At 64.0% G+C, this 23,729-nt stretch carries 20 protein-coding genes; 4 read left to right on the forward strand and 16 right to left on the reverse strand.

All coding sequences use genetic code 11. From position 1 onward, the window contains the following. Position 1: 1 nt before the first annotated feature. The 4 genes from AC0L2O_RS00695 to AC0L2O_RS00710 form a co-directional block, all read right to left on the reverse strand. On the reverse strand, positions 2-1,342 hold the full coding sequence (locus AC0L2O_RS00695) for a TRAP transporter large permease (protein ID WP_369725491.1): 1,341 nt from the start codon (positions 1,340-1,342) through the stop codon (positions 2-4). Next, complete coding sequence (locus tag AC0L2O_RS00700) at positions 1,339-1,917, reverse strand: TRAP transporter small permease (RefSeq protein ID WP_473368334.1); 579 nt, start codon at positions 1,915-1,917, stop codon at positions 1,339-1,341. The genes AC0L2O_RS00695 and AC0L2O_RS00700 overlap by 4 nt, the downstream gene beginning before the upstream one ends. Before the next feature lie 209 nt (positions 1,918-2,126). Beyond that, on the reverse strand, positions 2,127-3,122 hold the full coding sequence (locus AC0L2O_RS00705; RefSeq protein WP_473368335.1) for a TRAP transporter substrate-binding protein: 996 nt from the start codon (positions 3,120-3,122) through the stop codon (positions 2,127-2,129). A 60-nt stretch (positions 3,123-3,182) separates the two neighbouring features. Further along, positions 3,183-4,901, reverse strand: a complete 1,719-nt coding sequence (locus AC0L2O_RS00710; RefSeq protein WP_473368336.1) for an IlvD/Edd family dehydratase — start codon at positions 4,899-4,901, stop codon at positions 3,183-3,185. Positions 4,902-5,075: 174 nt separating this feature from the next. On the opposite strand from AC0L2O_RS00710, the gene AC0L2O_RS00715 reads away from it, so the two are divergent. Then, entirely contained in the window at positions 5,076-5,759 is a 684-nt protein-coding gene (locus AC0L2O_RS00715) for a GntR family transcriptional regulator (protein ID WP_473368337.1), read from the forward strand. A 27-nt stretch (positions 5,760-5,786) separates the two neighbouring features. On the opposite strand, the gene AC0L2O_RS00720 is transcribed toward AC0L2O_RS00715, so the two are convergent. Together AC0L2O_RS00720 and AC0L2O_RS00725 are read right to left on the reverse strand one after the other, a co-directional pair. Continuing rightward, positions 5,787-6,194, reverse strand: a complete 408-nt coding sequence (locus AC0L2O_RS00720) for a hypothetical protein (protein WP_473368338.1) — start codon at positions 6,192-6,194, stop codon at positions 5,787-5,789. A 208-nt stretch (positions 6,195-6,402) separates the two neighbouring features. Then, positions 6,403-7,227, reverse strand: a complete 825-nt coding sequence (locus tag AC0L2O_RS00725) for an NAD-dependent epimerase/dehydratase family protein (RefSeq protein WP_409189640.1) — start codon at positions 7,225-7,227, stop codon at positions 6,403-6,405. Positions 7,228-7,318: 91 nt separating this feature from the next. Between AC0L2O_RS00725 and AC0L2O_RS00730 the strand changes: the two genes are divergently transcribed. Next, complete coding sequence (locus AC0L2O_RS00730) at positions 7,319-8,299, forward strand: SMP-30/gluconolactonase/LRE family protein (protein ID WP_473368339.1); 981 nt, start codon at positions 7,319-7,321, stop codon at positions 8,297-8,299. A 171-nt stretch (positions 8,300-8,470) separates the two neighbouring features. On the opposite strand, the gene AC0L2O_RS00735 is transcribed toward AC0L2O_RS00730, so the two are convergent. Then, positions 8,471-9,901 carry an aldehyde dehydrogenase family protein gene (locus AC0L2O_RS00735; protein WP_473368340.1) on the reverse strand — a complete coding sequence of 477 codons (1,431 nt, stop codon included), beginning with the start codon at positions 9,899-9,901 and terminating at the stop codon, positions 8,471-8,473. Between the two features lie 290 nt (positions 9,902-10,191). After that, complete coding sequence (locus tag AC0L2O_RS00740; protein ID WP_473368341.1) at positions 10,192-12,555, reverse strand: transketolase; 2,364 nt, start codon at positions 12,553-12,555, stop codon at positions 10,192-10,194. Between the two features lie 132 nt (positions 12,556-12,687). Here AC0L2O_RS00740 and AC0L2O_RS00745 point away from each other — a divergent pair, with 132 nt between their 5' ends. Further along, on the forward strand, positions 12,688-13,149 hold the full coding sequence (locus tag AC0L2O_RS00745; RefSeq protein ID WP_369725507.1) for an Lrp/AsnC family transcriptional regulator: 462 nt from the start codon (positions 12,688-12,690) through the stop codon (positions 13,147-13,149). 96 nt (positions 13,150-13,245) lie between these two features. Here AC0L2O_RS00745 and AC0L2O_RS00750 read toward each other — a convergent pair whose 3' ends face one another. From AC0L2O_RS00750 to AC0L2O_RS00785, 8 genes are all read right to left on the reverse strand, one after another. Then, entirely contained in the window at positions 13,246-14,325 is a 1,080-nt protein-coding gene (locus AC0L2O_RS00750; RefSeq protein ID WP_473368342.1) for a zinc-binding dehydrogenase, read from the reverse strand. A 59-nt stretch (positions 14,326-14,384) separates the two neighbouring features. Then, on the reverse strand, positions 14,385-15,326 hold the full coding sequence (locus AC0L2O_RS00755) for a DMT family transporter (RefSeq protein WP_473368658.1): 942 nt from the start codon (positions 15,324-15,326) through the stop codon (positions 14,385-14,387). Positions 15,327-15,512: 186 nt separating this feature from the next. Beyond that, positions 15,513-16,352, reverse strand: coding sequence for an aldo/keto reductase (locus AC0L2O_RS00760; RefSeq protein WP_473368343.1), 840 nt, complete (start codon positions 16,350-16,352; stop codon positions 15,513-15,515). An 8-nt stretch (positions 16,353-16,360) separates the two neighbouring features. Next, positions 16,361-17,257 carry an SMP-30/gluconolactonase/LRE family protein gene (locus AC0L2O_RS00765; RefSeq protein ID WP_473368659.1) on the reverse strand — a complete coding sequence of 299 codons (897 nt, stop codon included), beginning with the start codon at positions 17,255-17,257 and terminating at the stop codon, positions 16,361-16,363. 231 nt (positions 17,258-17,488) lie between these two features. After that, positions 17,489-20,194 (reverse strand): nitrate reductase, encoded by a 2,706-nt coding sequence (locus AC0L2O_RS00770; RefSeq protein ID WP_473368344.1) that lies wholly within the window; start codon positions 20,192-20,194, stop codon positions 17,489-17,491. Positions 20,195-20,209: 15 nt separating this feature from the next. Next, a complete protein-coding gene (locus tag AC0L2O_RS00775) occupies positions 20,210-21,427 on the reverse strand; it encodes an NAD(P)/FAD-dependent oxidoreductase (protein ID WP_369725513.1) in 1,218 nt (405 codons plus the stop codon). Between the two features lie 10 nt (positions 21,428-21,437). Further along, the gene (locus AC0L2O_RS00780) at positions 21,438-21,866 is read right to left on the reverse strand and encodes a globin family protein (protein WP_369725515.1); all 429 of its coding nucleotides are present in this window, start codon (positions 21,864-21,866) and stop codon (positions 21,438-21,440) included. A 177-nt stretch (positions 21,867-22,043) separates the two neighbouring features. After that, positions 22,044-23,423, reverse strand: a complete 1,380-nt coding sequence (locus tag AC0L2O_RS00785; RefSeq protein ID WP_409189647.1) for an MFS transporter — start codon at positions 23,421-23,423, stop codon at positions 22,044-22,046. A gap of 105 nt (positions 23,424-23,528) precedes the next feature. Here AC0L2O_RS00785 and AC0L2O_RS00790 point away from each other — a divergent pair, with 105 nt between their 5' ends. Then, the gene (locus AC0L2O_RS00790; RefSeq protein WP_473368345.1) at positions 23,529-23,711 is read left to right on the forward strand and encodes a hypothetical protein; all 183 of its coding nucleotides are present in this window, start codon (positions 23,529-23,531) and stop codon (positions 23,709-23,711) included. The last annotated feature ends 18 nt before the right edge of the window (positions 23,712-23,729 follow it).

Consider the following 23,729-nt stretch of genomic DNA (forward strand, 5'->3'; position numbering starts at 1 on the left):
CTCAATGCGGACAGATATACCCCGTGCCAGCCGGCGACTTGAAGCAGCCGACTGATTCCGGGAGCACGTAGCGCGGCAGCCACAGCACAACGCTCGGGAAGTAGATCGCAAACGCGATCGTGGCGAAGAACACCAGGTAGATCGGCAGCGCCGCGCGTAGCGCTTTCGCAAAGCTGACGCCGACGAATTTTGACGCCATCAGCAGCACCAATCCGTAAGGCGGCGTGATCAGGCCGAAGGCGAGTGTCGCGATCAGCACCACGCCCATGTGCACGCCATTGATGTCGCCGGCCTCGGTCAGCGCATTGACGAGCGGCATGAAGATGATGATGGTCGGCACCGGCTCGATGAAGTCTCCGACCACGGTGAACAGCAGCACCATCAGCAGCATGATCAGATGCGGATCGTTGCCGGCGATCGAGGTGATCACATCGGCGATGTAACTCGCGCCGCGCAAATAAGCCAGCATCCAGCCGAAGGCGTTGGCGGCGCCGATCGTGATCAGCGGCAGCGAAAAGATCAGCCCCGCGAGGCAGAAATCATAGGGGATCTTCTTGATATGCCCGCGGTTGAGCGCGGGGATCACAACGAGGATGATCCAGGCCACGGCGACGACGCCGGCTTCCGTTGGCGTGAACCAGCCGGTCAGAATGCCGCCCAACAAAATGACCGGGATCATCAGGGGTAACGCCGCGTCACCGGCGGCGAACACCACCTGCCGCAACGGCGCGCGGGGCTTGCGCAAGCCGGAAGGACCGAAGAAGTAGCAATAGATCATCAGCCCGAAGCCGATCATCAGACCCGGCACCACGCCCGCCATAAACAGGCCGGCGATCGAGACGTTGCCGACGGCGCCATAGACAACGGCGGTGATGCTCGGCGGCACCAGTGCCGCAATGGTCGAGGCGGAGGCGATGATGGCGGCGATGAAGGCAGGCTCGTAGCCCTCGCGCTTCATCGGGCCGCCGAGCGCGCGGCTCATCACCGCAACGTCGGCGGTGGTCGAGCCCGACATCTCCGAGAAGAACATGCTGAAGACGACCACGACCTGCGACAGCCCACCCCTGATATGCCCGACCAGCGACACCGAGAGATTCGCGATCCGCACAACCACATTCGCGGAGCTCATGAGCTCGCCGACCAGGAGGAAGAACGGGATGGCCAGCAGCGCCTCGGAATCGACGCCGTCGAAGATCTTCTGGATGATCGCGGCAAGCGAGACATCCGACAGGATCGCGCCGATGAAGACGCCGGCCATCAGCGAGAACGGCACGGGCACGCCGAGATAGCCGAACGACAGGAAGCAGACCGACATCAACACAAGGACGACGGGTGCGCTCACGGCCGCACCCTCATCTGGGCGTCGGCGACGGCGGGCGCGGCGTCCTCGTCCGGCGGCTCCGGATGGTCAAAGCCGTTGCGCAGGCCGTTGACGAGCTGCTCGATCGTGAACAATCCGATCAGCACGCCTGACAGCGGGATGATGGCATAGAGCGAGGCGATCGGCGTGCCCGACGGCAGGCGGAAGCTGCCGAAGCCGCGGAGATAGTTCTGGTAGCCGTACCAGATCAGGCAGAAGGCGACGCCGAGCACGACCAGGCGAATGATGATCTCGACGACGATCCGCGGCGTGCCGTGCATCGCCTCGGAGACGGCGGTGAGATAGAGATGATCGTTGCGCCGGGTCGCGGCCGCGGTCCCGATGAAGATCGCGTAGATAAACAACGTCGAGGTGACTTCCTGCAGCCACAGCCAGGGATGGCCGATGGTGCGGGTGACGATGTCGGCGGTGACCGACAGCGAGAAGCCGAAGCACAGCACGCCACAGAGGATCATCAGCCCCAGCTCGAGCCAGTCGAGCGACCGCCATTTCAGGTGGCGCTGGCGTTGCAACACGAGCTTGTCGGCGATGGGCATTAACGTCCCCGTGGTCACGATCTGGTACGGAACAATATCAGGTTGACCCACCGGCTTGCGGGTTTGCGAACCTCTCCCGCTTGCGGGAGAGGTCGGCGCGTAGCGCCGGGTGAGGGCTCGCTCCTCGTTGGGAGTCTCTCCGCGGAGGCACCCTCTCCCCTCCCTCTCCCGCAAGCGGGAGAGGGAGCGCACCGTCTTCCCGCATCACGCTAATTAATCGACCGGATCAGGTCCTTGACCTTGACGGCATGCGGGCCGAGCTCCTTGGCGAGCTTGTCGAGATAGGGATCGGCGATCGCAACGAAGCCCGATTTGTCGACGTCGGTGACGACCTTGACGCCGATCGATCTCAGCTTGTCTTGCGATTGATGCTCCAACTCGATCGCCTTGGCCGGCTGGGTCTTGTTGACCTCGTCGGCGGCGGCCTGCACCCAACCCTGCTGCTCCGGAGTGAGGCTGTTCCAGAGCTTGTCGCTGACCCAGACCAGACTGTTGTTGGCCTCATGCTCGGTCATCGAGAGCACCGGCGCCACTTCGTAGTGCTTGTTGGCGAGGTAGACATTCACGCCATTCTCGGCGACATCGACCACGCCGGTTTGCAGGGAGGTATAGACGCTTCCGAACGGCATATGCACGATCTGTGCGCCATACGCCGGGAACATTGTGTCCTCGGTCGGCGTCGCCTGCACCCGCACTTTCAGGCCCTTCATGTCTTCGACCTTCTTGATCTCCCGCTTGGAATACATGTTGCGCAAGCCAAGCGTCGCCAGCGCAATGACGTGAGTGCCCTGCACCGTCTCGGCAATCATCGCTTTGACCGCCTTTGCCACCTCGGGATTCGCCATCGCCTTGATGAGATGGTCTTCCGAGCGGAACAAATAGTGCATCGACATCACGCCGGCCTGCGGCGACAGCGTCGCGGCGTTCGCAGACGAGGAAATGCAGAACTCGAGGTCACCCGCCTTGACGAGCTGCAACACCTGGGGCTCTTGCCCGAGCTGCGCGCCGGGATACTGGTCGATCAGCATCGTTCCTTTGCTCAGCGCCTTCAGCTTCTCGCTGAAGATGTCGCCGAGGATTCCATAGCCGGTAGACTTCGGCTGGTCATAGGCGAAGCGATAATGCTTCACCTCCTGCGCCGACGCGCTCGTGACGAAAACAACAGCGGCCGTTGCCGCCAGCCCAAGCAAGGATCGTGCAATCATCGTTTCCCCCTGTTTTGTCGCCCGCCGCTTGTGCGGTCTGGGCGTTCGTTCGGGTGGCTATCACCCCTTCTCGGCTTTGTTCCCGGCTCTCTGCATGAAATCGAAGTCGCAGCCCTCGTCGGCCTGCATGATGGTCTCGTTGAACAGCCAGGCATAGCCGCGTCGCGCCTCCTCCGGCGCCGTCGCGGGCTTCAAGGCGGCGCGCCGGCGCTGCAGCTCGGCCGCATCGACCAGAAGCTCGATGCTGCGTTTTGCAACATCCAGCTGGATCATATCGCCGTTCTTCACCAGCGCCAGTGGTCCGCCGACGGCGGATTCCGGCGCGATGTGCAGCACGATGGTGCCGAACGCGGTGCCGCTCATGCGCGCATCGGAAATGCGCACCATGTCCTTGGTGCCGCCGCGCGCGAGCTTCTTCGGGATCGGCAGATAGCCCGCCTCGGGCATGCCCGGTGCGCCCTTGGGGCCGGCATTGCGCAGCACCAGCACGTCATCGGCGGTGACGTCGAGATCGGGATCGTCGACCCGCAGGGTCATGTCCTCGACGGATTCGAACACGACTGCGCGGCCGGTGTGCTGCAACAGTTTCGGGCTCGCGGCGGATTGCTTGATCACCGCGCCGCGCGGCGCGAGATTGCCGTGCAGGACGGCGAGACCGCCTTCCTTCTTGATCGGATCAGTGCGCGGGCGGATCGCGTCCTGACCGGGGACGTCTTCCGCATTCGCGACGACATCGCGCAGCGTCTGGCCCGTGATCGTCTTCGCCTCGAGATCGACGAGATCGCCGAGCTGCGCCAGCAATTTCGGCACGCCGCCGGCGTGATGAAAATGCTCCATGTAATGCTCGCCCGACGGTTTGAGATCGACCAGCACCGGCACCTCGCGGCCGAGCTGATCGAAGGCGCCGAGATCGAGCCGGTGCGGCGAGCGATGCGCCATCGCCGTCAGATGGATCAGGCCGTTGGTCGAGCCGCCGATCGATTGCAGCACGACCTGCGCATTCTTGAACGACGCCGGGGTCAACAATTCGCTCGGCTTCGGCCCCTTGGTCTTGGCCATCTCGGCGGCCACCCGCCCGCTGGCTTCCGCAAGACGAAAGCGCTCCGCATGCGGCGCCGGGATCGTCGCGCTCATCGGCAGCGACAGGCCCATGGCCTCGATCATGCAGGCCATGGTCGAGGCCGTGCCCATCACCATGCAGGTGCCGACCGACGGCGCGAGCCTGCCGTTCACTGCCTCGATCTCGGCATCGTCGATCTCGCCGGCGCGATACTTGCCCCACAGACGACGGCAATCGGTACAGGCGCCCAGCACCTCGCCCTTGTGATGGCCGACCACCATCGGCCCCACGGGGATCACCACGGTCGGCAGATCGGCGCTGATTGCGGCCATCACCTGCGCCGGCAGCGTCTTGTCGCAGCCGCCGATCACGATCACCGAATCCATCGGCTGGGCGCGGATCATCTCCTCGGTGTCCATCGCCATCAGATTGCGCAGATACATCGAGGTCGGATGCGCGAAGCTCTCGGCGATCGAGATGGTGGGGAATACGAACGGCATCGCGCCCGACAGCATCACGCCGCGCTTGGCGGCTTCGATGATCTGCGGCACGTTGCCGTGGCAGGGATTGTAATCGCTGTAGGTGTTGGTGATGCCGACGATCGGGCGCTCCAGCGCGTCGTGGGAATAGCCCATGGCCTTGATGAACGCCTTGCGCAGGAACAGCGAGAATCCGGCATCGCCATAGCTCGTCAGACCCTTGCGCAAGCCACTCGTCATCATGCCACTCCAGTCACCTTGCTATTGTGGTACAGGCTGCCCCCTGATTGTCAATAACGCAGGTGCTAACAGCGTTCTTTCTGGGTCTGGGGACCTCTCACGATACAAATTATTGACAATCCCGCCCTTCCCTGCTCCACAAGACGGGCCGGCCCGGTGCCGAAGGCTGAGGGGATGTCCGACATTCACACCGCAGAGGCGAGCATAGTCCGGCGCGACGATCCGGACGACGTCGTCGCGCGGCTCGAGGAGGACATCATCTTCGGCCGCCTCGCGCCGGGCGCGCGCCTGACCGAAGACGCGCTGATGTCGGCTTACGGTACCTCGCGGCACTTCGTGCGCCAGGCGCTGGTGGATGCCGAGCGCCGCGGCATCGTCCGTCGCGAGAGGAATGTCGGCGCCACGGTGCGGTTCTATTCGGCGGAAGAAGTCCGGCAGATCTACGAGGTGCGGGAGATGCTGACGCGGCAGGCCGCGCTGATGATCCCCCTGCCCGCACCACAAAACCTGATCGACGAACTGACCAAGTTGCAAAGCCGCTATTGCGCCAAAGCGGACGTGCGGGACCTCCGCGGCATCCACGAGACCAACGACGCCTTCCACGTTGCGCTGTTCGCAGCCTGCGGCAATCCCTATCTGGTGCGCTCGCTGCAGGACTATATGAGCCTGACCTTGCCGATGCGCGCCACGAACCTCGCCGACCGCGAGGGCCTCGCGCTATCGCGGCGCCAGCACGAGCTGATGATCGAGCTGCTGAAGGGCCGCGACAGCTGGGCGCTGGCCCAGCTGTGCGTCGATCACATGCAGTTCAGCAAGAAGGACTATCTGGCGCGGATCGCGGGCGAGGAAGAGCGCTAGCGTGTGCGTGCCAGGACACACGCACGTTCAGTACCGTCTCAAGATGCCGCGATCCACGCTGGCATCGCCGTAATTGGCACAGGCGCTTTTCGGGTTTCTGATCAAGTCGGCCCGGACGCGCTTGAAAGTCTTGCCGGCCGCGTCGGACACCTCGGGACGGAATTTGCCGGGATCGTAGCTCTCGCCATCGCGAGCCTTGATGGCCGCAGCATAGGCGTCGATCATCGCCATCGCGGCATCAGGGCTGCCGAGAAGCCGGGCGCCGAGTTGAACGCCGCCGGCACCATCGATCTCGTAGCCGACGCATCGTTGCTCCAGCACCACGGATGCGGTGACGAGCTGGTCGAGAAACGCCGCTTCGGCCTCGCTGAGCGTTGCGGCTCGCGCCGGCATGATCATCGCGGACAGAGCGATGGCTGACAATTTGATCTTCATTATTGTGGCTTTCGCCGCCGCCGTTCAGTTGTGATCGGCCAGCGGTTACTGAATCACGATCGCACAGATCGAGAGCCACACGATGTCCGGAGCGACGTTGATCTAGATCAACCGGCCGTCGTGCCCGGGCTTGTCCCGGGCATCCACGTTGTTGTGCCGCGTGGCAAGACGTGGATGGCCGGGACAAGCCCGGCCATGACGTCAAACATTACCGCTTATTCCAGTCGATGATGCGGCTCGCATCGCCGTCGAATTCGTTGCTACAGAACGCACCGCCCTGGTAGTGGTCGCCGATCGGATCCGGCTTCAGTTTGGCCTGCTCGGCCATCGCGTGCGCCACGTGATCCTCGGAGCGGCCGGTCGGGCGATAGCCGAATTCGTAGGCGCGGTGGTTGTCCCACCAGGCGCGCTCGTTGAGGGACACGCCGTAGAAAATCTCGAAATGAATATCGGGATGTTCGAGCCCGATCTGGCAGAGCTGCACCAGATCCTCCGGCTTCAGCCACATCGCGATCCGGCGATGATCAAGCGGCTGCTCGTCGCAATTGCCGATCCGGATGCAGGTCACCTTCAGCCCGTGCTTGTCGGCGTAGAGCGAGCCCACGGCTTCGCCGAACACCTTGCTGACGCCGTAGCGGCCGTCGGGGCGCACGGTGACGTTGGTGTCGATCCTGCGGTGGCGCGGATAGAAGCCGACGGTGTGGTTCGACGAGGCGAACACCACGCGCTTGACGCCCTTCCTGTGCGCGGCTTCGAATAGATTGTAGCCGCCGATGATGTTGGCCTGGAGGATGTCGTCCCAAGGGCCTTCGACCGAATAGCCGCCGAAATGGATGATACCGTCGACGCCCTCGCAGATCGCCTCGACCTGCGCCATGTCGGACAGGTCCGCCGCCTTGAACTGCTCGTTCGCCCCGAGATCGGCGGGCGCGCGGATGTCGGAGAGCAGGAGATCGGGATAGATCGGCGGCAGCAGTTTGCGCAGGCGCGTTCCGATTCCGCCCGAAGCTCCCGTCATCAAGATACGCGGCATTTCTTCCCTCGTGATTGGCGACCGATTTGCGGTCAAAGGTCTCTAATGATAGCAGATTTGGGCAGAGGGAACGCAACAACGAGAATTGCACATGAACGATGCATCGTCCCACCGCCAAGAACGGCCTTATGGCTGGCAGCCGGCGACCTATTACCCCGATCCGGCGATAAAAGCACTGGACCCTCGCTTCGAAAAATACTGGCTGAAACTTTCGGCGGTGGAGCGGCTGACGACCGGCCTGCGCTGGGCCGAGGGGCCGGTCTGGTTCGGCGACGGGCGCTATCTCTTGTGCAGCGATATCCCGAACCAGCGCATCGTCAAATGGGAGGAGGAGACCGGCGCGGTCTCGGTTTTCCGAAAACCTTCCAATTTCGCCAATGGCAACACCCGCGACCGCCAGGGCCGGCTCGTCACCTGCGAGCACGGCGGGCGGCGCGTGACCCGCACCGAATATGACGGCACCATCACGGTGCTGATGGATTCTTTCAACGGCAAGAGGCTGAACTCGCCGAACGACGTCGTGGTGAAATCCGATGGCGCGATCTGGTTCACCGATCCCACCTTCGGCTTGCTCGGCAATTACGAGGGCTACAAGGCGGACCCCGAGATCGATCCGAATGTCTACCGTCTCGATCCCGCGACCGGCAAGGCGACCATCGTTGCCGAGGGCGTGCTCGGGCCGAACGGGCTGTGCTTCTCGCCGGACGAGAAGATCCTTTACGTCGTGGAATCGCGCGGCGTGCCCAACCGCAAGATCCTCGCCTATGACGTCTCAGCCGACGGCACCACGATCTCCAACAAGCGAATCTTCATCGACGCTGGCCCGGGCACGCCGGACGGCATGCGCTGTGACATCGACGGCAATCTCTGGTGCGGCTGGGGCATGGGTGATCCCGAGCTCGACGGCGTCGTTGTGTTCGCGCCCGACGGCGTCATGATCGGCCGCATCGCGCTGCCCGAGCGCTGCGCCAATCTCTGCTTCGGCGGCGTCAAGCGCAACCGCCTGTTCATGGCCGCGAGCCAGTCGATCTACGCGCTGTATGTGAACACGCAGGGCGCGATGGGGGGATAGAGTCTCGGCAGCGACGGTCTCGTAGGGTGGGCAAAGCGAAGCGTACCCACCACTTCTCGTCGTCGCGGAATGGTGGGCACGTCGCGCGAAGAGCGCGCCTTTGCCCACCCTACAAATAGCAAACGCCGGAGCGATCACTCGCTCCGGGTCGTCATCTCTTTCCCGACCAGCCTACGCCGCGTTGAAGCCGGCAATGGCCTTCACTTCGAGGAAGTCCTCAAGGCCGTACTTGCCCCACTCGCGGCCGTTGCCGGACTGCTTGTAGCCGCCAAACGGCGCGCTGCGGTCGTTGGGCACGCCCTGGAGGTTGACGTTGCCGGCACGGATCTGCCGGCCGACGCGCTTGGCGTCCTCGACGGAAGCGCCCGTGACATAACCGGCAAGGCCATAGGGCGTGTCGTTGGCGATGTGAACGGCCTCGGCTTCGTCCTTGGCGCCGATGATGGTCAGCACCGGTCCGAAGATCTCCTCGCGGGCGATCGTCATCTCGGGGGTGACGTCGGCAAAGATGGTCGGACGGACATAGAAGCCCTTATTGACTCCCTCGGGCAGGCCCGGACCGCCGGCGACGAGTGTTGCGCCCTCGTCGATGCCCTTCTTGATCAGGCCCTGGATCTTATCCCACTGGCCGCGATTGACCACGGGGCCGATGGTGGTGCCTTCGGCGCGGGGATCACCGGCCTTGGTCTTGTCGGCGGCGGCCTTCGCGATCGCGGCGACTTCCTTCATCTTCGACAGCGGCACGATCATGCGCGAGGGCGCGTTGCAGGACTGGCCGGAGTTGTTGAACATGTGCATCACGCCGCCGGTCACGGCTTTTGCGAGGTCGGCGCCTTCGAGGATCACGTTCGGCGACTTGCCGCCGAGCTCCTGGCTGACGCGCTTCACGGTGGGCGCGGCGCGCTTGGCCACGTCGATGCCGGCGCGGGTCGAGCCGGTGAACGAGATCATGTCGATGTCGGGATGCTCGCTCATGGCGGCGCCGACCTCGGGGCCGAGGCCGTTGACGAGGTTGAACACGCCCTTCGGCACGCCGGCTTCATGGAGGATTTCCGCGAAGATCAGCGCCGAGGTCGGGGTGAACTCCGACGGCTTCAGGATCATGGTGCAGCCGGCGGCGAGCGCGGGCGCGACCTTGCAGGCGATCTGGTTGAGCGGCCAGTTCCAGGGCGTGATCATGCCAACCACGCCGACCGGCTCGCGCAGCACCATCGCGGTGCCGACCGGTTCCTCGAAATGGTAGTTCTTGAGCACGTCGAGCGTGGTCATGAGATGACCGAGGCCGGCGCCGGCCTGAAGCTTCTCCGCCATCGGCAGCGGCGCGCCCATCTCGTCGGAGACGGCGGCGCCGATCTCCTTGAGGCGGCCCTTGTAGACCTCGATGACTTTCGAGAGCAGCGCGACGCGCTCCTCGCGGCTGGTCTGGGAGAACGTTGCAAAGGCGCGCTTGGCGGCCGCGACGGCCTTGTCGACGTCAGCCTTGGAGCCCAGCGCAACCTCGTACATCGCCTCTTCCGTCGCCGGATTGACGACCGGGGTGGACTTCTTGACGGCGGGATCGACCCAGGCGCCGTCGATGTAGAATTGCATGCGATTGACCATCGGTAACCTCTTCTTGGGGGCTTTGAGGGGGCGTTTCGGCAGGCATCCTTGCACGAAAGCGCCGGCAATTGAACCCGCCATATGCGGGGCCAGCGTTGCGGCGGACGGGGGTTATATGAGCCGATGGCAATGGGGTGGCAAGGTCTCGCCTCACTCACGATGTCGTCCCGGCGAACGCCGGGACCCATAACCACAGGGAGCAGTTGGTTTGCTTAGGCGTCTACCACCTGCACCCACAACGACAGCCGCGGCGTATGGGCCCCGGCCTTCGCCGGGGCGACGAGAGACCGTCACACCGCCATCTTCCGATGCAGCACCGGGGCGCCGGTGGTGAGGCTTTCGGCCGCATCGATGATGGCGTTGGCATCCAGGCCGTAGTGGCGGTAGAGGTCCGCGATGCTGCCGGTCTGGCCGAACTGCTCGACACCGAGCGCCTCGACGCGATGGCCGCGGACACTGCCGAGCCAGCCGAGCGCAGCCGGATGGCCGTCGATCACCGTCACGATGCCGCAGTCGCGCGGCAATGGCGCCAGCAGCTTCTCGATGTGGCTCAGATGCTGCACGCCGCGGCGATCGCGCCGCAATTTTCGCGCGGCGGTCCAGCCTGCGTGCAGGCGGTCGGCCGAGGTGATCGCGAGCAGGCCGATGTCGCGGCGGCTCTCGCCGATCAGGCCGGTGGCCTCGATCGCTTCCGGCGCAATCGCGCCGGTATAGGCGATCACGAGTTCGGCGTTGGGCCCCGGCTTACGCAGCCAATAGGCGCCATCGGTGATGCCCTTCTCCAATTCCGGCGTCATGATCCGCTGCGCCTGATCGATGCTACGGGTCGACAGCCGCAGATAGACAGAACCGCCCTCCGCCGCATCGCGCTGCATGTGCCTGAACCCCCAGCCCATGACCACGGCGAGCTCGTCGACGAAGGCCGGCTCGAACGAGGCGAGCCCATCCTGCGCCATGCCGATCAGCGGCGTCGCGATCGACTGGTGCGCGCCGCCTTCGGGCGCAAGGGTAATGCCGGACGGCGTCGCCGCCACCATGAAGCGCGCGTCCTGGTAGCAGGCATAGTTCAGCGCATCGAGCCCGCGCTCGATGAAGGGATCGTAGAGCGTGCCGACCGGGAGCAGCCGCTCGCCGTTGATCTGGTGCGACAGGCCGAGCGCCGAGAGCATGATGAACAGGTTCATCTCGGCAATGCCGAGCTCGAGATGCTGGCCTTTGGGTGATGCGTCCCAATTGAAGGTCGAGGGAATTTTCTCACTGCGGAATAAGTCGGCCTTCTCGGCGCTTGCGAACAGGCCGCGCCGGTTCACCCAAGGACCGAGATTGGTCGAGACGGTCACATCCGGCGACGTCGTCACGATCCGCCTGGCGAGTTCGCTGTCGCTGCGCGCGATCTCGTTCAGCACGAGGCCAAAGCCCTGCTGGGTCGACATCTGCGGCGACGGCTTGAACGCGAGTTGCGAGGGCACCTCGACCACGGGGGCGGTGAGCCGGCGTCCGTCCTGGTTGAACGGCACGCGCGCGAGGAACGCGTCCAGCTCGGCTGTATCCTGCGTAAGCCCTTCGTATCTGTCCCATTCGTGACCCGGGCGGATGTTCTGGCTCTCGCGATATTTCTCCATCTGCGCGACCGTCATCAGGCCGGCATGGTTGTCCTTGTGGCCCTGGAACGGCAGGCCGACACCCTTGATGGTGTAGGCGATGAAGCAGACCGGGCGATCGTGATCGATGGACTCGAACGCCTCCAGCATGCTCGCCATGTCATGACCGCCGAGGTTCGACATCAGCGCCAGCAGTTCGTCGTCGCTGCGGCGGTCGATCAGTTTGGTAATTGGTCCCTGGTCGCCGATCTCGTCATGCAAATGCTTGCGGAAGGCCGCACCGCCCTGGAAGCACAGCGCGGCGTAGAGCGCGTTCGGGCAGTTGTCGATCCAGCGCTTCAGCGCCTCGCCGCCGGGCTCGGCAAACGCCTCGCGCATCAGCCGGCCGTATTTGACGATGACCACGTCCCAGCCGAAATTGCGGAACATGGTTTCGAACTTTTCCCAGAGACCTTCGCGCACCACGGCGTCGAGCGACTGGCGGTTATAGTCGACCACCCACCAGGTGTTGCGCAGGCCGTGCTTCCACCCCTCCGCCAGCGCTTCGAAGATGTTGCCCTCGTCCATCTCGGCATCGCCGACGAGGGCAATCATCCGCCCCTCGCGGCGATCCTTCATCCTGCCATGCGCCTTGACGTAGTCCTGCACCAGCGAGGCGAACAGCGTCTGCGCCACGCCGAGGCCGACCGAGCCGGTCGAGAAGTCGACGTCGTCGACATCCTTGGTGCGCGACGGATAGGACTGCGCACCCTTGAAGCCGCGGAAATTTTCCAGCTTCTCGCGGCTCTGCCGGCCGAACAGATACTGGATCGCGTGGAACACTGGGCTCGCATGCGGCTTCACCGCGACGCGGTCTTCGGGCCGCAGCACGCTGAAATACAGCGCCGACATGATGGTCGCGAGCGAGGCCGAGGACGCCTGGTGGCCTCCCACCTTCAACCCGTCCTCGTTCGGGCGGATATGGTTGGCGTGATGGATGGTCCATGACGACAGCCACAGCGCCTTGCGGCTCAGGGCGGTCAGGGTTTCAAGGCGCGCGGAATCAACGGGCATGGCGATGCTCCGGAAAACAATGGCCCGATCATACCCCTGCAGGCCGCACCAGATTTCTCAATTTTTGGCGCCGTACCTGCAGATATTGGGATACCATACCAAGAATCTCCCAAAAACGACAGGCTCATCCCAATGTCCGAGCTCGACACCATCGATCGAAAAATTCTTGCGCTGCTCCAGAACGACAGCCGACTGACCATGCAGGAGCTCGCCGACAAGGTCGGGCTCTCGGTGTCGCCGTGCCATCGCCGCGTCAAGCTCTTGGAGGAGCGCGGCGTCATCTCGCGCTACATCGCCACCGTCGACCAGAAAGCGCTGGGGCTGCATGTCAGTGTCTTCATCTCGATCAAGCTGGCGCGGCAGAAGGAGGAGGACCTCAACCGTTTCGCGCGCGCGATCTCGAAATGGGACGAGGTGCTGGAATGCTATCTAATGACCGGCAACCGCGACTATCTGCTGCGCGTGGTGGCGGCCGACCTCGCCTCCTACGAGGCCTTCCTGAAGACCAAGCTGACCCGGCTCGACGGCATCGCCTCGATCGAGTCGAGCTTTGCGCTCAGCCAGGTGAAATATTCGATCGCGCTGCCGGTGTAACGCCTCTGCCCCGTCATTGCGAGCGCAGCGAAGCAATCCAGAGTCCCTCAGCGGCGGCAGACTGGATTGCTTCGCTGCGCTCGCAATGACAGCCGTCTATCGCCACGGCTGGACGATGATCTTGGTATGCGCCTCGGGATTGGCGAGATCGGCGAAAGCTTTCGCGATACCATCGATGCCGATCTCGGCCGTCACCATCGCGCCGGCATCCACCTCACCTTCCGCGATCAGGCGCAGCGACGCCGCGAACTCGTCCGGTGTGTAGCCGAGCACATATTGGAGATTGAGCTCCTTCATGATGCCGAGCATGGGCTCGCTCTTGTCGCTCTCCATGCAGACGCCAACCACGACGATCCTTGCATCGCGCGGCGCGCCCTCGAACACCTGCTGCAATAGGCCGGGCACACCGACACATTCGAAGATGATCGCGGGCTTCAGCGCCGGCAGCATCGCCTGCAATGGCGGCCGTGCCGCCTTCTCCGCCTCGGACATCTGTGCGTGCTCGGCCCAGGCTGCATAGGGCTGCGATTGTTTTGGATCGACCACGATATCGGCGCCGAGCCGAGCAGCCAGCGCACGCCGCGCCGGTGAATAGTCGGCGGCGACGATCGGATGCAGGCCCTTGATTTTCAGCGCCGCGATCACCGCGAGTCCCACCGGCCCGCAGCCGATCACGAGCGGCACCTCGCCGCCACGGATGTTGGCTTTTGCCACGGCATGAACGCCAACCGCGAGCGGCTCGGTCAGCGCCGCATGTTCCGGGGCGAGACCATTGGGCACCTCCAGCAGCAGCGGCTCGCTGAGCAGCATCGCCTCGGCATAGCCGCCGATATTGTCGTTGGAATAGCCGATACCCTCGATGCCCTGCGCCGTCAGCAGCGCCGGCAGCGAGCAGACGCGCGTGCCGGGCTTGAGCTTGCGCGCGGTGCCGGGGCCGTAATCGACGATCTCGCAGCAGAATTCGTGGCCAAACACGACGTCGCGGGTGAGATCCATCGGCTTGCGCCCGGTCTTTCGCGCCATCTCGGCCATACGGAAGGCGTGCTGGCGCGCGTGCAGATCGGAGCCGCAGATGCCGCAGGCGAGCGTCTTGACCAGCACCTGGCCGGGACCCGGTGTCGGCTCCAGCATCCGGTCCACGACAATCTCACCGTTCCTGAAAATCGCAGCGCGCATCCGTCTCCTCCCTTGTTGTTGGAGCCGTTGATAGCACGATACCGGTTCGAAATATTGCGTCAGGGGTTCGGGGAGCGCTCGGCCTGCACCAAAAGCTGGGCGCGACGGATGCGCTCGCGATGGGCGATATAGAGACCACTGGCGACGATGAACGCCGCGCCGACGATGGTCCACATGTCCGGCAATTCCCCGAAGATGAAGAAGCCCAAAATGCTGACCCACAACAATTGCGTGTAGGAGAACGGCGCCAGCACCGAGGCATCGCCATAGCGGTAGGCCAGCACGATGATCCACTGGCCGACGGTGGACGCGACGCCAATCACGATGCCGAGTCCGATCGCAGTCCAGCTCGGCGTCACCCAGACGAACGGCACCATCGCTGTGAGGATCGCAACACCGGTGAGCGCGGAATAGGCCATCGTGGTGATGACGGCTTCGCGGCCGCTTATCATGCGGGTCAGGATCAATGCGGCAGCCCAGCAGAACGCTGAGATGATCGGGAAGAAGGCGGCGACGTGAAACGCGTTCGAGCCCGGCCGCAGGATGATGATCACCCCCATCAGGCCGAGCGCGGTCGCGATCCAGCGGCGCATGCCGACCTTCTCGCTGAGAAAGATGATCGACAGCGCAGTGACGAACAGCGGAGAGACGAAGCCGGTTGCAGACGCCTCCGCGATCGGGAGGAAGCGCAGGCCAGTGATGAAGAAGAGCGAGGAGCCGAGCAGCGCCGCGCCGCGCATCAACTGCAAACCGAGGCGCTCGGTGCGCATCGCATAAAGCGGCGACGCCGGCAGCATCACAGGCGTGAACATCAGCGCGAACGTCACGAAGCGGATCCAGGTGATCTCGATCGACGGCAGGCTCGTCGACAAATATTTCGCGGTGACGTCGGAGCAGCCGAGAAACACCGTCGACAGCAACACCAGTGCAATGCCCTTGAAGGGATGATCGACGCGCGCAGGCGCGCGGCGCGTCTGCTGCTTCTTCTGCGGCATCGGCATGGCAATACTGTCGAGCCTTGCGGCTACGGCGGGCGGCGGGGTCACGGCTGGAACCTGGGAAATACGAATCGGGGACGGCTGTAAAAAACGACAAATGCGCCGCTTTCACAACTTCCGAAAACAGGATGCCGATATGCGCTGAGGTCCGCGCGCGTCAATAGACCATTAAGATTGCGCGTTGCTGCACTACAGCATAGGGAGGCCGCGCGGCTTGGGACCGCGCGGAAACGCCGCATCCAGCGCCGCAATGTCGTCTGTCGTCAGCACGAGATCGCCGGCCGCCGCGTTTTCTGCGGCATGTTCCGCGGATGACGCCTTGGGGATCGCGAACACCGTAGTCGCACGGGTGAGGAAGCTCAGTGCGACCTGACGCGGCGTCGCGCGACGCGCTTGCGCAATGCGCGCAAGCACGGCGCCGCCCTTGCTGTCGCCGGCGGGAAAATCGTCATGGCCGAATGGCGAATAGGCGACCACCGCAACACCGTGCTGCTCGCACCACGGGATCACCGCATGCTCGATCGCGCGCTCCTTGAGATGATAGAGCACCTGATTGCACGCGACCCTGCCCTCGCCCGCAATTTCGAAAATCTCGTCGAGATCGTCCGCGTCGAAATTGGACACGCCCCAGGATTTTATCTTGCCGGCCTTCACCAGCTCTTCGAATGCAGCGACGGTGTCTTGCAGCGGATAAGAACCGCGCCAGTGCAGGAGATAGCAATCGAGACGATCAGTCTTCAGCCGCTTCAGCGAGCGTTCGCAGGCGGTAATGGTGCCACGGCGCGAGGCGTTGCTCGGCAGCACTTTCGAGACCAGGAAGACTTCATCCCGCCGGTTCGCGATCGCATCGGCAATGACGAGTTCGGCATCGCCATACATCTCCGCGGTGTCGACGTGAGTCATCCCGAGATCGAGCCCGCGCTGAAGCGCCGCGATCGCGCGCTTGCGATCGCCATGGTCGAGATACCAGGTGCCCTGCCCGATGACGGAGACGTTGGCGCCGGTCTGGCCGAAGGGGTTTGATTTCATGTGAAAGCTCACAGTTCGCTGCTATCGGCGACCAGCACAGTGCCGGTTGCTGACTCAGTGATATAGAGCCGATCTTTCTTCGTGCCACCGATCGCAACGTTGGTGCAATTCGGCCCCGCGCACGACTTGATCCGCGCGATCAATTCTCCGTTCGGTGCGAACACGAAGACGTACCCCAGCGACGCGTGGCCGACGAACAGGCGCCCCCTCGCGTCCATGGTCATGCCATCAGGGCCGGATGTACCGAACAGCGCGCAGAAGCGGCCGACCTTGGACACGCTGCCGTCCCGCATGAACGGCAATCGCCACACGGAATTGTCGCGCGTCATCGCGACGAACAGCACGGTCTCGGTCGGATCGAGCACCAGGCCATTCGGGCTGATGCCGGTATTGATCAGGCAATCAAGCCGGCCACTCGCGCTCAGCCGATAGACCCGGCCGCTGGGATCATGCAGGCCGGTCTGGCCTTGGTCGGTGAAATAGATGTCGCCGTTGGAAGCAAGATGCAGGTCGTTGCAGCCGCGAAACGATTCCGAATTGCGCGCGGTCAGCACCGGCTTGATGTGCCCGGCTTTGGCGTCGAGCTCCATGATGCCGTGCATGTAGTCGGCGACCAGGATGCGTCCGTCGGCTGCGATCTTCAGCCCGTTCGGCCAGCCGACATATTCGACCACGAGCGACCATTCCCCATCGGGCGCGATGCGGAAGATGCGGCCGAAGGGAATGTCGACGATGTAGAGGTTGCCGTCCTTGTCGAACGACGGCCCTTCGATGAAGCTGTCAGTCGCAACGCCCGGCCGGTTGGCATCGGCCCAGTCGGTCCGCACGCCCCTGCGGCGGAATCTGTCGGGCATGGCGGAGAAGATTTGGGTTTCAATCAGGCGCGGCGGCGTTTCCAGGTACATCATGGTTGTTCTTGGCTGTTGATGAGAGCGCCGCAACATAAGGCACAATGGACAGCGCGTCGATTGGGGCGGAGGCATGGAACACCACCCTCATTGTCATTCCCCGCGAAAGCGGGGAATCCAGTACGCCGCGGCCTTACTGCTCAATCACAAGTGTCTCGGCGTACTGGATCGCCCGGTCGAGGCCGGGCGATGACACCGGAGTTTAAGGCGACGACCGAGAACGTCGTCTTATCCCGCCGCGCCCGCTACTTTCGCCTGTTTCGCCGGCGCGAGCTCGGTCGCGGCGATCAGCTGCTTCAGCTCGGGGATACAGGAACCGCAATTGGTGCCGGCCTTGAGTTTCGCGCCGATGTCGGCGGCGGTGCGGGCGCCGGCTGCGATGGTGTCGCAGATGGTGCCGCGGCCGACGCCGAAACAGGCGCAGACGATCGGGCCGGTCGAGGCGGCGCCTTCGCTGGATTTGCCGGACAGCAGCATGCGGCGCTGCTCGTCGGTGACGTGATCGGCGGCGAACATGCTCTTCACCACCTCCCAGTCGCCGGCGTCATGCGCGGGGCCGACGAACAAGCAGGCCTCGATACGATCGCCTGTGAACGAGGCCGCGCGATAAACGCCGCCGCCGAAATCGCGGTACTCGGCGACATCCTCGCCGGCGACGCCATCGAGCCAGGCCGGCCAGCGCGCGAGATCGGCATTGTCGGCGAAGAGATAGCCAAAGCCGCCGGCGACGCTGGCGCGGGTCCACAACAGGTTCGGCGGCAGATCGAGCTGCTTTCGCGACAGCGCAAAACCGCGGAAGACGTATTCATACGGCGCGATGGCAGCCGGCGTCGCCTTCGATTCCGGCTGGCCCGAGAACGGATCTGTGAATGGAGCGACCAGCGCGCCGACGCGGCCGTGCGAGGCGTTCATCTGGCTCCAGTGGATCGGCGCGAACAGCGTGCCGCGCTGCTGCCGTTCGCTGACGACGACCTTCAGGATGCACTGGCCGTAATCCGTGGTGATGCGGGCAAACCCGTCATGAGCGATGCCGTATTTATTGGCGTCATCGGGATGAATCTCGACGAACGGTTCCGGCAGATGCGCGCCCAGCCGCTGGCTCAGGCCGGTGCGCGTCATGGTGTGCCACTGGTCGCGGATGCGCCCGGTATTGAGCCGCAGGGGTCGCGACGGGCCCGTCTCGCTACGCAGCGCCGGCACCTCGGGCGCGACGAAGCGGCCCTTGCCGTCATTGGTGAAGAAGCCGCCTTGCGCGAAGAAGCGCTCGCCGGGCGCCTGGTCTTCGCGTGCCGGCCATTGCACGGGTTTCAAGCCATCGAAGCCTTCATCGGACAACGAGGTGAGCGCGCCGATGTCGAAATCGCGGCTGCCATTGTTCTCGAACGCCGAGAGCGCGGCGTGCTCGCGGAAAATGTCGGCTGCGGATTTGTAGTTGAAACTGTCGCCGAAGCCGAGACGTTTTGCGGTCTCGCTCAGGATCCACCAGTCAGGCCGCGCCTCGCCCGGCGCCGGCAGGAAGGAGCGCTGGCGCGAGATGCGGCGCTCGGAATTGGTCACCGTGCCCGATTTCTCGCCCCAGGCCAACGCGGGCAGCAGCACATGCGGGCCGGCCTCGACCGTGTCGTTGGAGAGCACGTTCTCGGAGACCACGAACAGCTCGAGCTTCTTCAGCGCCTCGCGCACGACATCGGCGTCGGGCAGCGAGACCGCGGGGTTGGTGCCCATCACCCAAAGCGCCTTGACCTCGCCGCGGTTGATGGCCTCGAACAGCTGCACCGCCTTCAACCCTTCATGGGTGGCGATGCGCGGCGCCTTCCAGAACCGCCGCACGCGGTCGATGTCGGGCGGCGTGAAGTTCATGTGCGCGGCGAGCTGGTTGGCGAGGCCGCCGACCTCGCGGCCGCCCATCGCGTTGGGCTGGCCGGTGAGTGAGAACGGCGAAGCGCCCGGCTTGCCGATACGCCCCGTCGCGAGATGGCAGTTCAGGATGGCGTTGACCTTGTCGGTGCCCTGCGCCGACTGGTTGACGCCCTGCGAATAGAGCGTGACGACCCGCTCGGTGTCGCGGAACATCTTGAAAAAAGCCGCAACGTCCTGCTCGGTCAGGCCGGTGGCGAGCGCGGTCGCCGTGACGCTGCCGGCGATGTTGCGCGCACGTGCCAACGCATCCTCGAAGCCCGAGGTGTTATTTGCAATGTAGTCCTGGTCGAGCGCATTGCTGTCGACGAGATGAACGAACAGGCCCGAGAACAACGCGGTGTCGGTGCCGGGCTTTAGGCCGAGGAACAGGTCGACGTCGCTCGCAGTGTCGGTGCGGCGCGGATCGATCACGATCATGCGCGCGCCGCGCTCCTGCCGGTTCTTCAGCATACGCTGGAACAGCACTGGGTGGCACCAGGCCGCATTCGAGCCGACGAAGACCAGCAGGTCGGCCTGATCGAGATCCTCATAACAGCCGGGCACGGTGTCGGCGCCGAAGGCGCGGCGATGACCGGCGACCGAGGACGACATGCAGAGCCGCGAATTGGTGTCGACATTGGCGGTGCCGACAAAGCCCTTCATCAGCTTGTTGGCGACGTAATAGTCCTCGGTCAACAATTGGCCGGAGAGATAGAACGCGACGGCATCGGCGCCATCGCGCGCAACGATGTGCTGCATGCGGTGGGCGACATGGTCGAGCGCATCGCTCCAGGCCACGCGCTCGAGCACGCCCTTGCAGCGGATCATGGGATAGAGCAGCCGGCTTTCGAGCCCGACGGTCTCGCCGAGCGCCGACCCTTTCGAGCAGAGCCGGCCGAAATTGGCAGGATGATCGGGATCGCCCGCGATCGCCGCGCCGCCCTTTCCGTCAGGGGTTGCCAGCACGCCGCAGCCGACGCCGCAATAGGGACAAGTCGTCTTGGTGGCACGCAAGGTGGGATCGATCGCGGTCATATCAAGCTACCTCCATCAAGCCGCTTTGGAGGAACGCGCGAGCGCGCGGCCGAACATCATGTCGGTACGGATCGCGGTAATCTTCTCGCGGGTGCGGATCAGTTCTAGATACCAGAGCGCATCGGCGGTATCGCCGATCAGCACTGCGCCGGTGACGCATCCGTCGGCGATCACGAGCTTCTTGTAGGTGCCGCGCCTGCGGTCGCTGAGCACGAGGCTTTCGCTGCCCTCCCCGCCCATGAAGTCGCCGGCCGAAAACACGCTGACGCCGGACACTTTCAGATTGGTCGAGACCACGCTGCCTTGGTAGGAGGCAGGCTTGCCGCCGAGATGCCGCGCGAGAACGCGGGCCTGCTCATAGGCCGGCTCGACCAGTCCATAACAGGTGCCGCGATGCTCGGCGCATTCGCCGAGCGCGTAGATGTCTGACGACGCGGTCTGCATCACATCGTCGACGACGACGCCGCGGTTAACGGCGATGCCGGCCTCCTTGGCCAGTGCGACGTTGGGCCGGATGCCGGCCGCGAAGATCACCGCGTCGGCCTCGATGCGGCTGCCGTCGGCGAGCTCGACGGCTTCGACGCGGCCGTCGCCATGGATACAGGCGGTCGAGGCATTGAGCAGGATGCGGATGCCCTTGCGCTCGACCAGCGTCTTCAGCAAATCGGCCGCGGGCCCATCGAGCTGACGCTCCATCAGCCGGTCCATCAGATGCAGCAGAGTCACCGGCGCGCCGGCCTTGGCCAGCCCGTAAGCCGCTTCGAGTCCGAGCAGACCACCACCGACGACGACGACGCGCTTCCTGGCGGCCGCAAGCGTCAGCAGCAGGTCGACGTCGCGGGTGTCGCGAAAGGTGTGCACGCCGGCGAGATCGGCGCCGGGCACGTTCAACCGCAGCGGTGTCGAGCCGGTGGCAAGCACGAGCTTGGAATATTCCATGCTCTCTTCCCCCGCGATCTTGAGCTCGCGGCGGCCGGTGTCGATCTCGGTGACGCGGTAGCCATAGCGCACGGTGACGCCGCGATGACGCCACCAATCGGCAGGCCGGAGCTCGATCTCGTGCGAGCCGGTCTCGCCGGCGAGCACGGAGGAGAGCAGCACGCGATTGTAAGCGAGCCGCGGCTCCTCGCCGATGACGGCGACCGCGTAGCGGCCGAGCGCCGTCTTGGCGAGTTCGTCGACCAGCCGCGCGGCCGCCATACCGTTACCGACGATGACGAGCGGTTCACTCACAAGGCATCTCCTATTCAGCCGCCTGCGACTGCGTGCCGTAGGCCTCGGAAATCATGAAGCCGGACAGCACGCCGTAGGCGTCGGTCCAGGCTTTTGCCAGTTCGGGCGTCCAGGCCTCGCCGAGGCCCTTCTCCAGCGTCCACAGCAAGCTCGCGCCGACCACGGGGTAGTGCTCAGCCTTGGCGCCGTAGGCAACGTGGCGCTTGGCGAGGGCCGAGGCCGCGGGCAGAATCGATTCCAGATTCGACAGGCCGCCGACCACGGCGGCGAGCATGCCCATCAGCTTCTTGCGCTGCTCGGTCATGTCCTCGGGAAACATCGCGCGCACCGATGGCGCCACCTCGAACAGGCGATCGTAGAACAGCACCGCGGCCGTTTCTGAAATCGGCGCGACCTTGGAAAAGCTCTGCTGGACGAGGGTGATCTGCTCGGGTGTCATGATGTTCTCCTGCCTGTTGGGTTTGCCTTGGTGCGCGCCATTGCGAACCAGGTTCATGAGTCAAACTGTCGGGGCAATGCTTCTCCCCGCGTGCGGGGAGAAGCGGAATTGCAGCAGGCTCTATTGTTTGAGCATGACCTTGTCGGAAAGCCGCTGCACAGTTTTCCGGATCATGCTCTAGATGCGTGCTTCGGCGAGGCTTGGCGCGCCTTCACCTTGCGGGCTGCGACGGAGGTAGAACCACCAGGTGAGTCCGAGGCAGGCGCCGTAGAACACCAGGAAGATGGCGAGCGCGAACTGCGGCCCGCCCGTCATGGCGATCGACTTGCCGAAACTACTCGGGATCAAATAGCCACCGACGGCACCGACGGCGCCGATGAAGCCGACGGCCGCACCGCTCTCGATGCTCGCGGCCTTCAGTGCCATCGCGCGCGCCGCATCGCCCTTGCCGCGCACCTTGAACAGGTTCTCCTCGCGGAAGATCGAAGGGATCATCCGGTAGGTCGAGCCGTTGCCGATGCCTGTCGTGACGAACAGGATCAGGAACATGGTGAGGAAGCCGCCGAAATCCTTCTGCCCCACGAAGTAGAGCACGCCGATCGTGGCCGCCGCCATTGCGATGAAATTCCAGAACGTGATGACGGAGCCGCCGACTTTGTCGGCGAGCCAGCCGCCGAATGGGCGCGCCAGCGAGCCAACCAAAGGACCCAGGAATGCGATCGCGATCGTCACAGCTGGAAACTGCGTCTTGATCAGCAGCGGAAACGCTGCGGAGTAGCCGATGAAGGAGCCGAAGGTCCCGATGTAGATAAAGGCCATGATCCAGGTGTGCTTGCGCTTCACGATCGCGAGCTGGTTCTTGATCGACGACTTGGCCGAGGTCAGGTTGTTCATGAAGAACACTGCGCCGAGCACCGCGACCACGATCGGCAGAACCCACATCAACCCGGCGTTCTGGAGGTAAACGCCGGCGACCGGGCTCGCCTGGAACAGGTTGATGACCGCAAGTGTCATCAGAATCGGCGTCAGCAGCTGCACGCTGGAGACACCGATGTTGCCGCCCGCCGCGTTGAGCCCGAGCGCCCATCCCTTCATCTTATCCGGGAAGAAGAAGGAGATGTTGGTCATGCTCGAGGCGAAGTTGCCGCCGCCGAGGCCGGCGGTCGAGGCGATCAGCAGCATCAGCCAGAACGGCGTGTCGGGCTGGCTCACGAAATAGGCAAGCGAGAGCGTCGGAATGAACAGGATCGCTGCGCTGAAGATGGTCCAGTTGCGGCCGCCGAAGGTCGTGACCGCGAAAGTATAGGGGAAGCGCATCAACGCGCCGATCAGGCCGGGCACGGCCACCAGCTGGAACAGCTCGTCAGTCGTATAGTGGAAGCCCGCCTGCGGCAGCTTGGTAGCGACGATGCTCCAGATCAGCCACACCGAGAAGCCGATATGCTCCGCGACGATCGACCAGATCAGGTTACGCCGGGCGATTGCTTTGCCGCCCGCATTCCAGAACGCCTCGTCTTCGGGGCGCCAGTCAGAAATCCACGTCGGATTCTTGGTCATTGAATGTCCCTTCCAGACTCACCGCTGCGTCATTGCAGGCTTTAGCCCCCACACGGAGGCGCGCGCCGAGGCCAAGCCCCGGTGGCGAGTTCATGATGCTGATGGATGATGATGAAGGACGGCGTCGTTGGCGTCGCCAAATGGCATTTCAATTTCCATGCCAACTGCCGTAAGCCGCGAATGGAAGATATTTCAGTGACTTACTCGACCTGCTTCAAAAATCGGCAGGCCTATTCAGCGCGCAAATCGGGCGCCTCGCCCAAAGTTTGTGCGGCGCACAAATATTGAGCTGAGTGTCGAATATTT

This window comes from Bradyrhizobium sp. Kon10, from assembly GCF_055807395.1.

Bases quoted from the DNA above. Each gene is read 5' to 3' on its own strand.
- AC0L2O_RS00700 (WP_473368334.1), bottom strand. From the start codon at position 1,917: ATGCCCATCGCCGACAAGCTCGTGTTGCAACGCCAGCGCCACCTGAAA.
- AC0L2O_RS00705 (WP_473368335.1), bottom strand. From the start codon at position 3,122: ATGATTGCACGATCCTTGCTTGGGCTGGCGGCAACGGCCGCTGTTGTT.
- AC0L2O_RS00710 (WP_473368336.1), bottom strand. From the start codon at position 4,901: ATGACGAGTGGCTTGCGCAAGGGTCTGACGAGCTATGGCGATGCCGGA.
- AC0L2O_RS00715 (WP_473368337.1), top strand. From the start codon at position 5,076: ATGTCCGACATTCACACCGCAGAGGCGAGCATAGTCCGGCGCGACGAT.
- AC0L2O_RS00720 (WP_473368338.1), bottom strand. From the start codon at position 6,194: ATGAAGATCAAATTGTCAGCCATCGCTCTGTCCGCGATGATCATGCCG.
- AC0L2O_RS00725 (WP_409189640.1), bottom strand. From the start codon at position 7,227: ATGCCGCGTATCTTGATGACGGGAGCTTCGGGCGGAATCGGAACGCGC.
- AC0L2O_RS00730 (WP_473368339.1), top strand. From the start codon at position 7,319: ATGAACGATGCATCGTCCCACCGCCAAGAACGGCCTTATGGCTGGCAG.
- AC0L2O_RS00735 (WP_473368340.1), bottom strand. From the start codon at position 9,901: ATGGTCAATCGCATGCAATTCTACATCGACGGCGCCTGGGTCGATCCC.
- AC0L2O_RS00740 (WP_473368341.1), bottom strand. From the start codon at position 12,555: ATGCCCGTTGATTCCGCGCGCCTTGAAACCCTGACCGCCCTGAGCCGC.
- AC0L2O_RS00745 (WP_369725507.1), top strand. From the start codon at position 12,688: ATGTCCGAGCTCGACACCATCGATCGAAAAATTCTTGCGCTGCTCCAG.
- AC0L2O_RS00750 (WP_473368342.1), bottom strand. From the start codon at position 14,325: ATGCGCGCTGCGATTTTCAGGAACGGTGAGATTGTCGTGGACCGGATG.
- AC0L2O_RS00755 (WP_473368658.1), bottom strand. From the start codon at position 15,326: ATGCCGATGCCGCAGAAGAAGCAGCAGACGCGCCGCGCGCCTGCGCGC.
- AC0L2O_RS00760 (WP_473368343.1), bottom strand. From the start codon at position 16,352: ATGAAATCAAACCCCTTCGGCCAGACCGGCGCCAACGTCTCCGTCATC.
- AC0L2O_RS00765 (WP_473368659.1), bottom strand. From the start codon at position 17,257: ATGTACCTGGAAACGCCGCCGCGCCTGATTGAAACCCAAATCTTCTCC.
- AC0L2O_RS00770 (WP_473368344.1), bottom strand. From the start codon at position 20,194: ATGACCGCGATCGATCCCACCTTGCGTGCCACCAAGACGACTTGTCCC.
- AC0L2O_RS00780 (WP_369725515.1), bottom strand. From the start codon at position 21,866: ATGACACCCGAGCAGATCACCCTCGTCCAGCAGAGCTTTTCCAAGGTC.
- AC0L2O_RS00785 (WP_409189647.1), bottom strand. From the start codon at position 23,423: ATGACCAAGAATCCGACGTGGATTTCTGACTGGCGCCCCGAAGACGAG.
- AC0L2O_RS00790 (WP_473368345.1), top strand. From the start codon at position 23,529: ATGATGATGAAGGACGGCGTCGTTGGCGTCGCCAAATGGCATTTCAAT.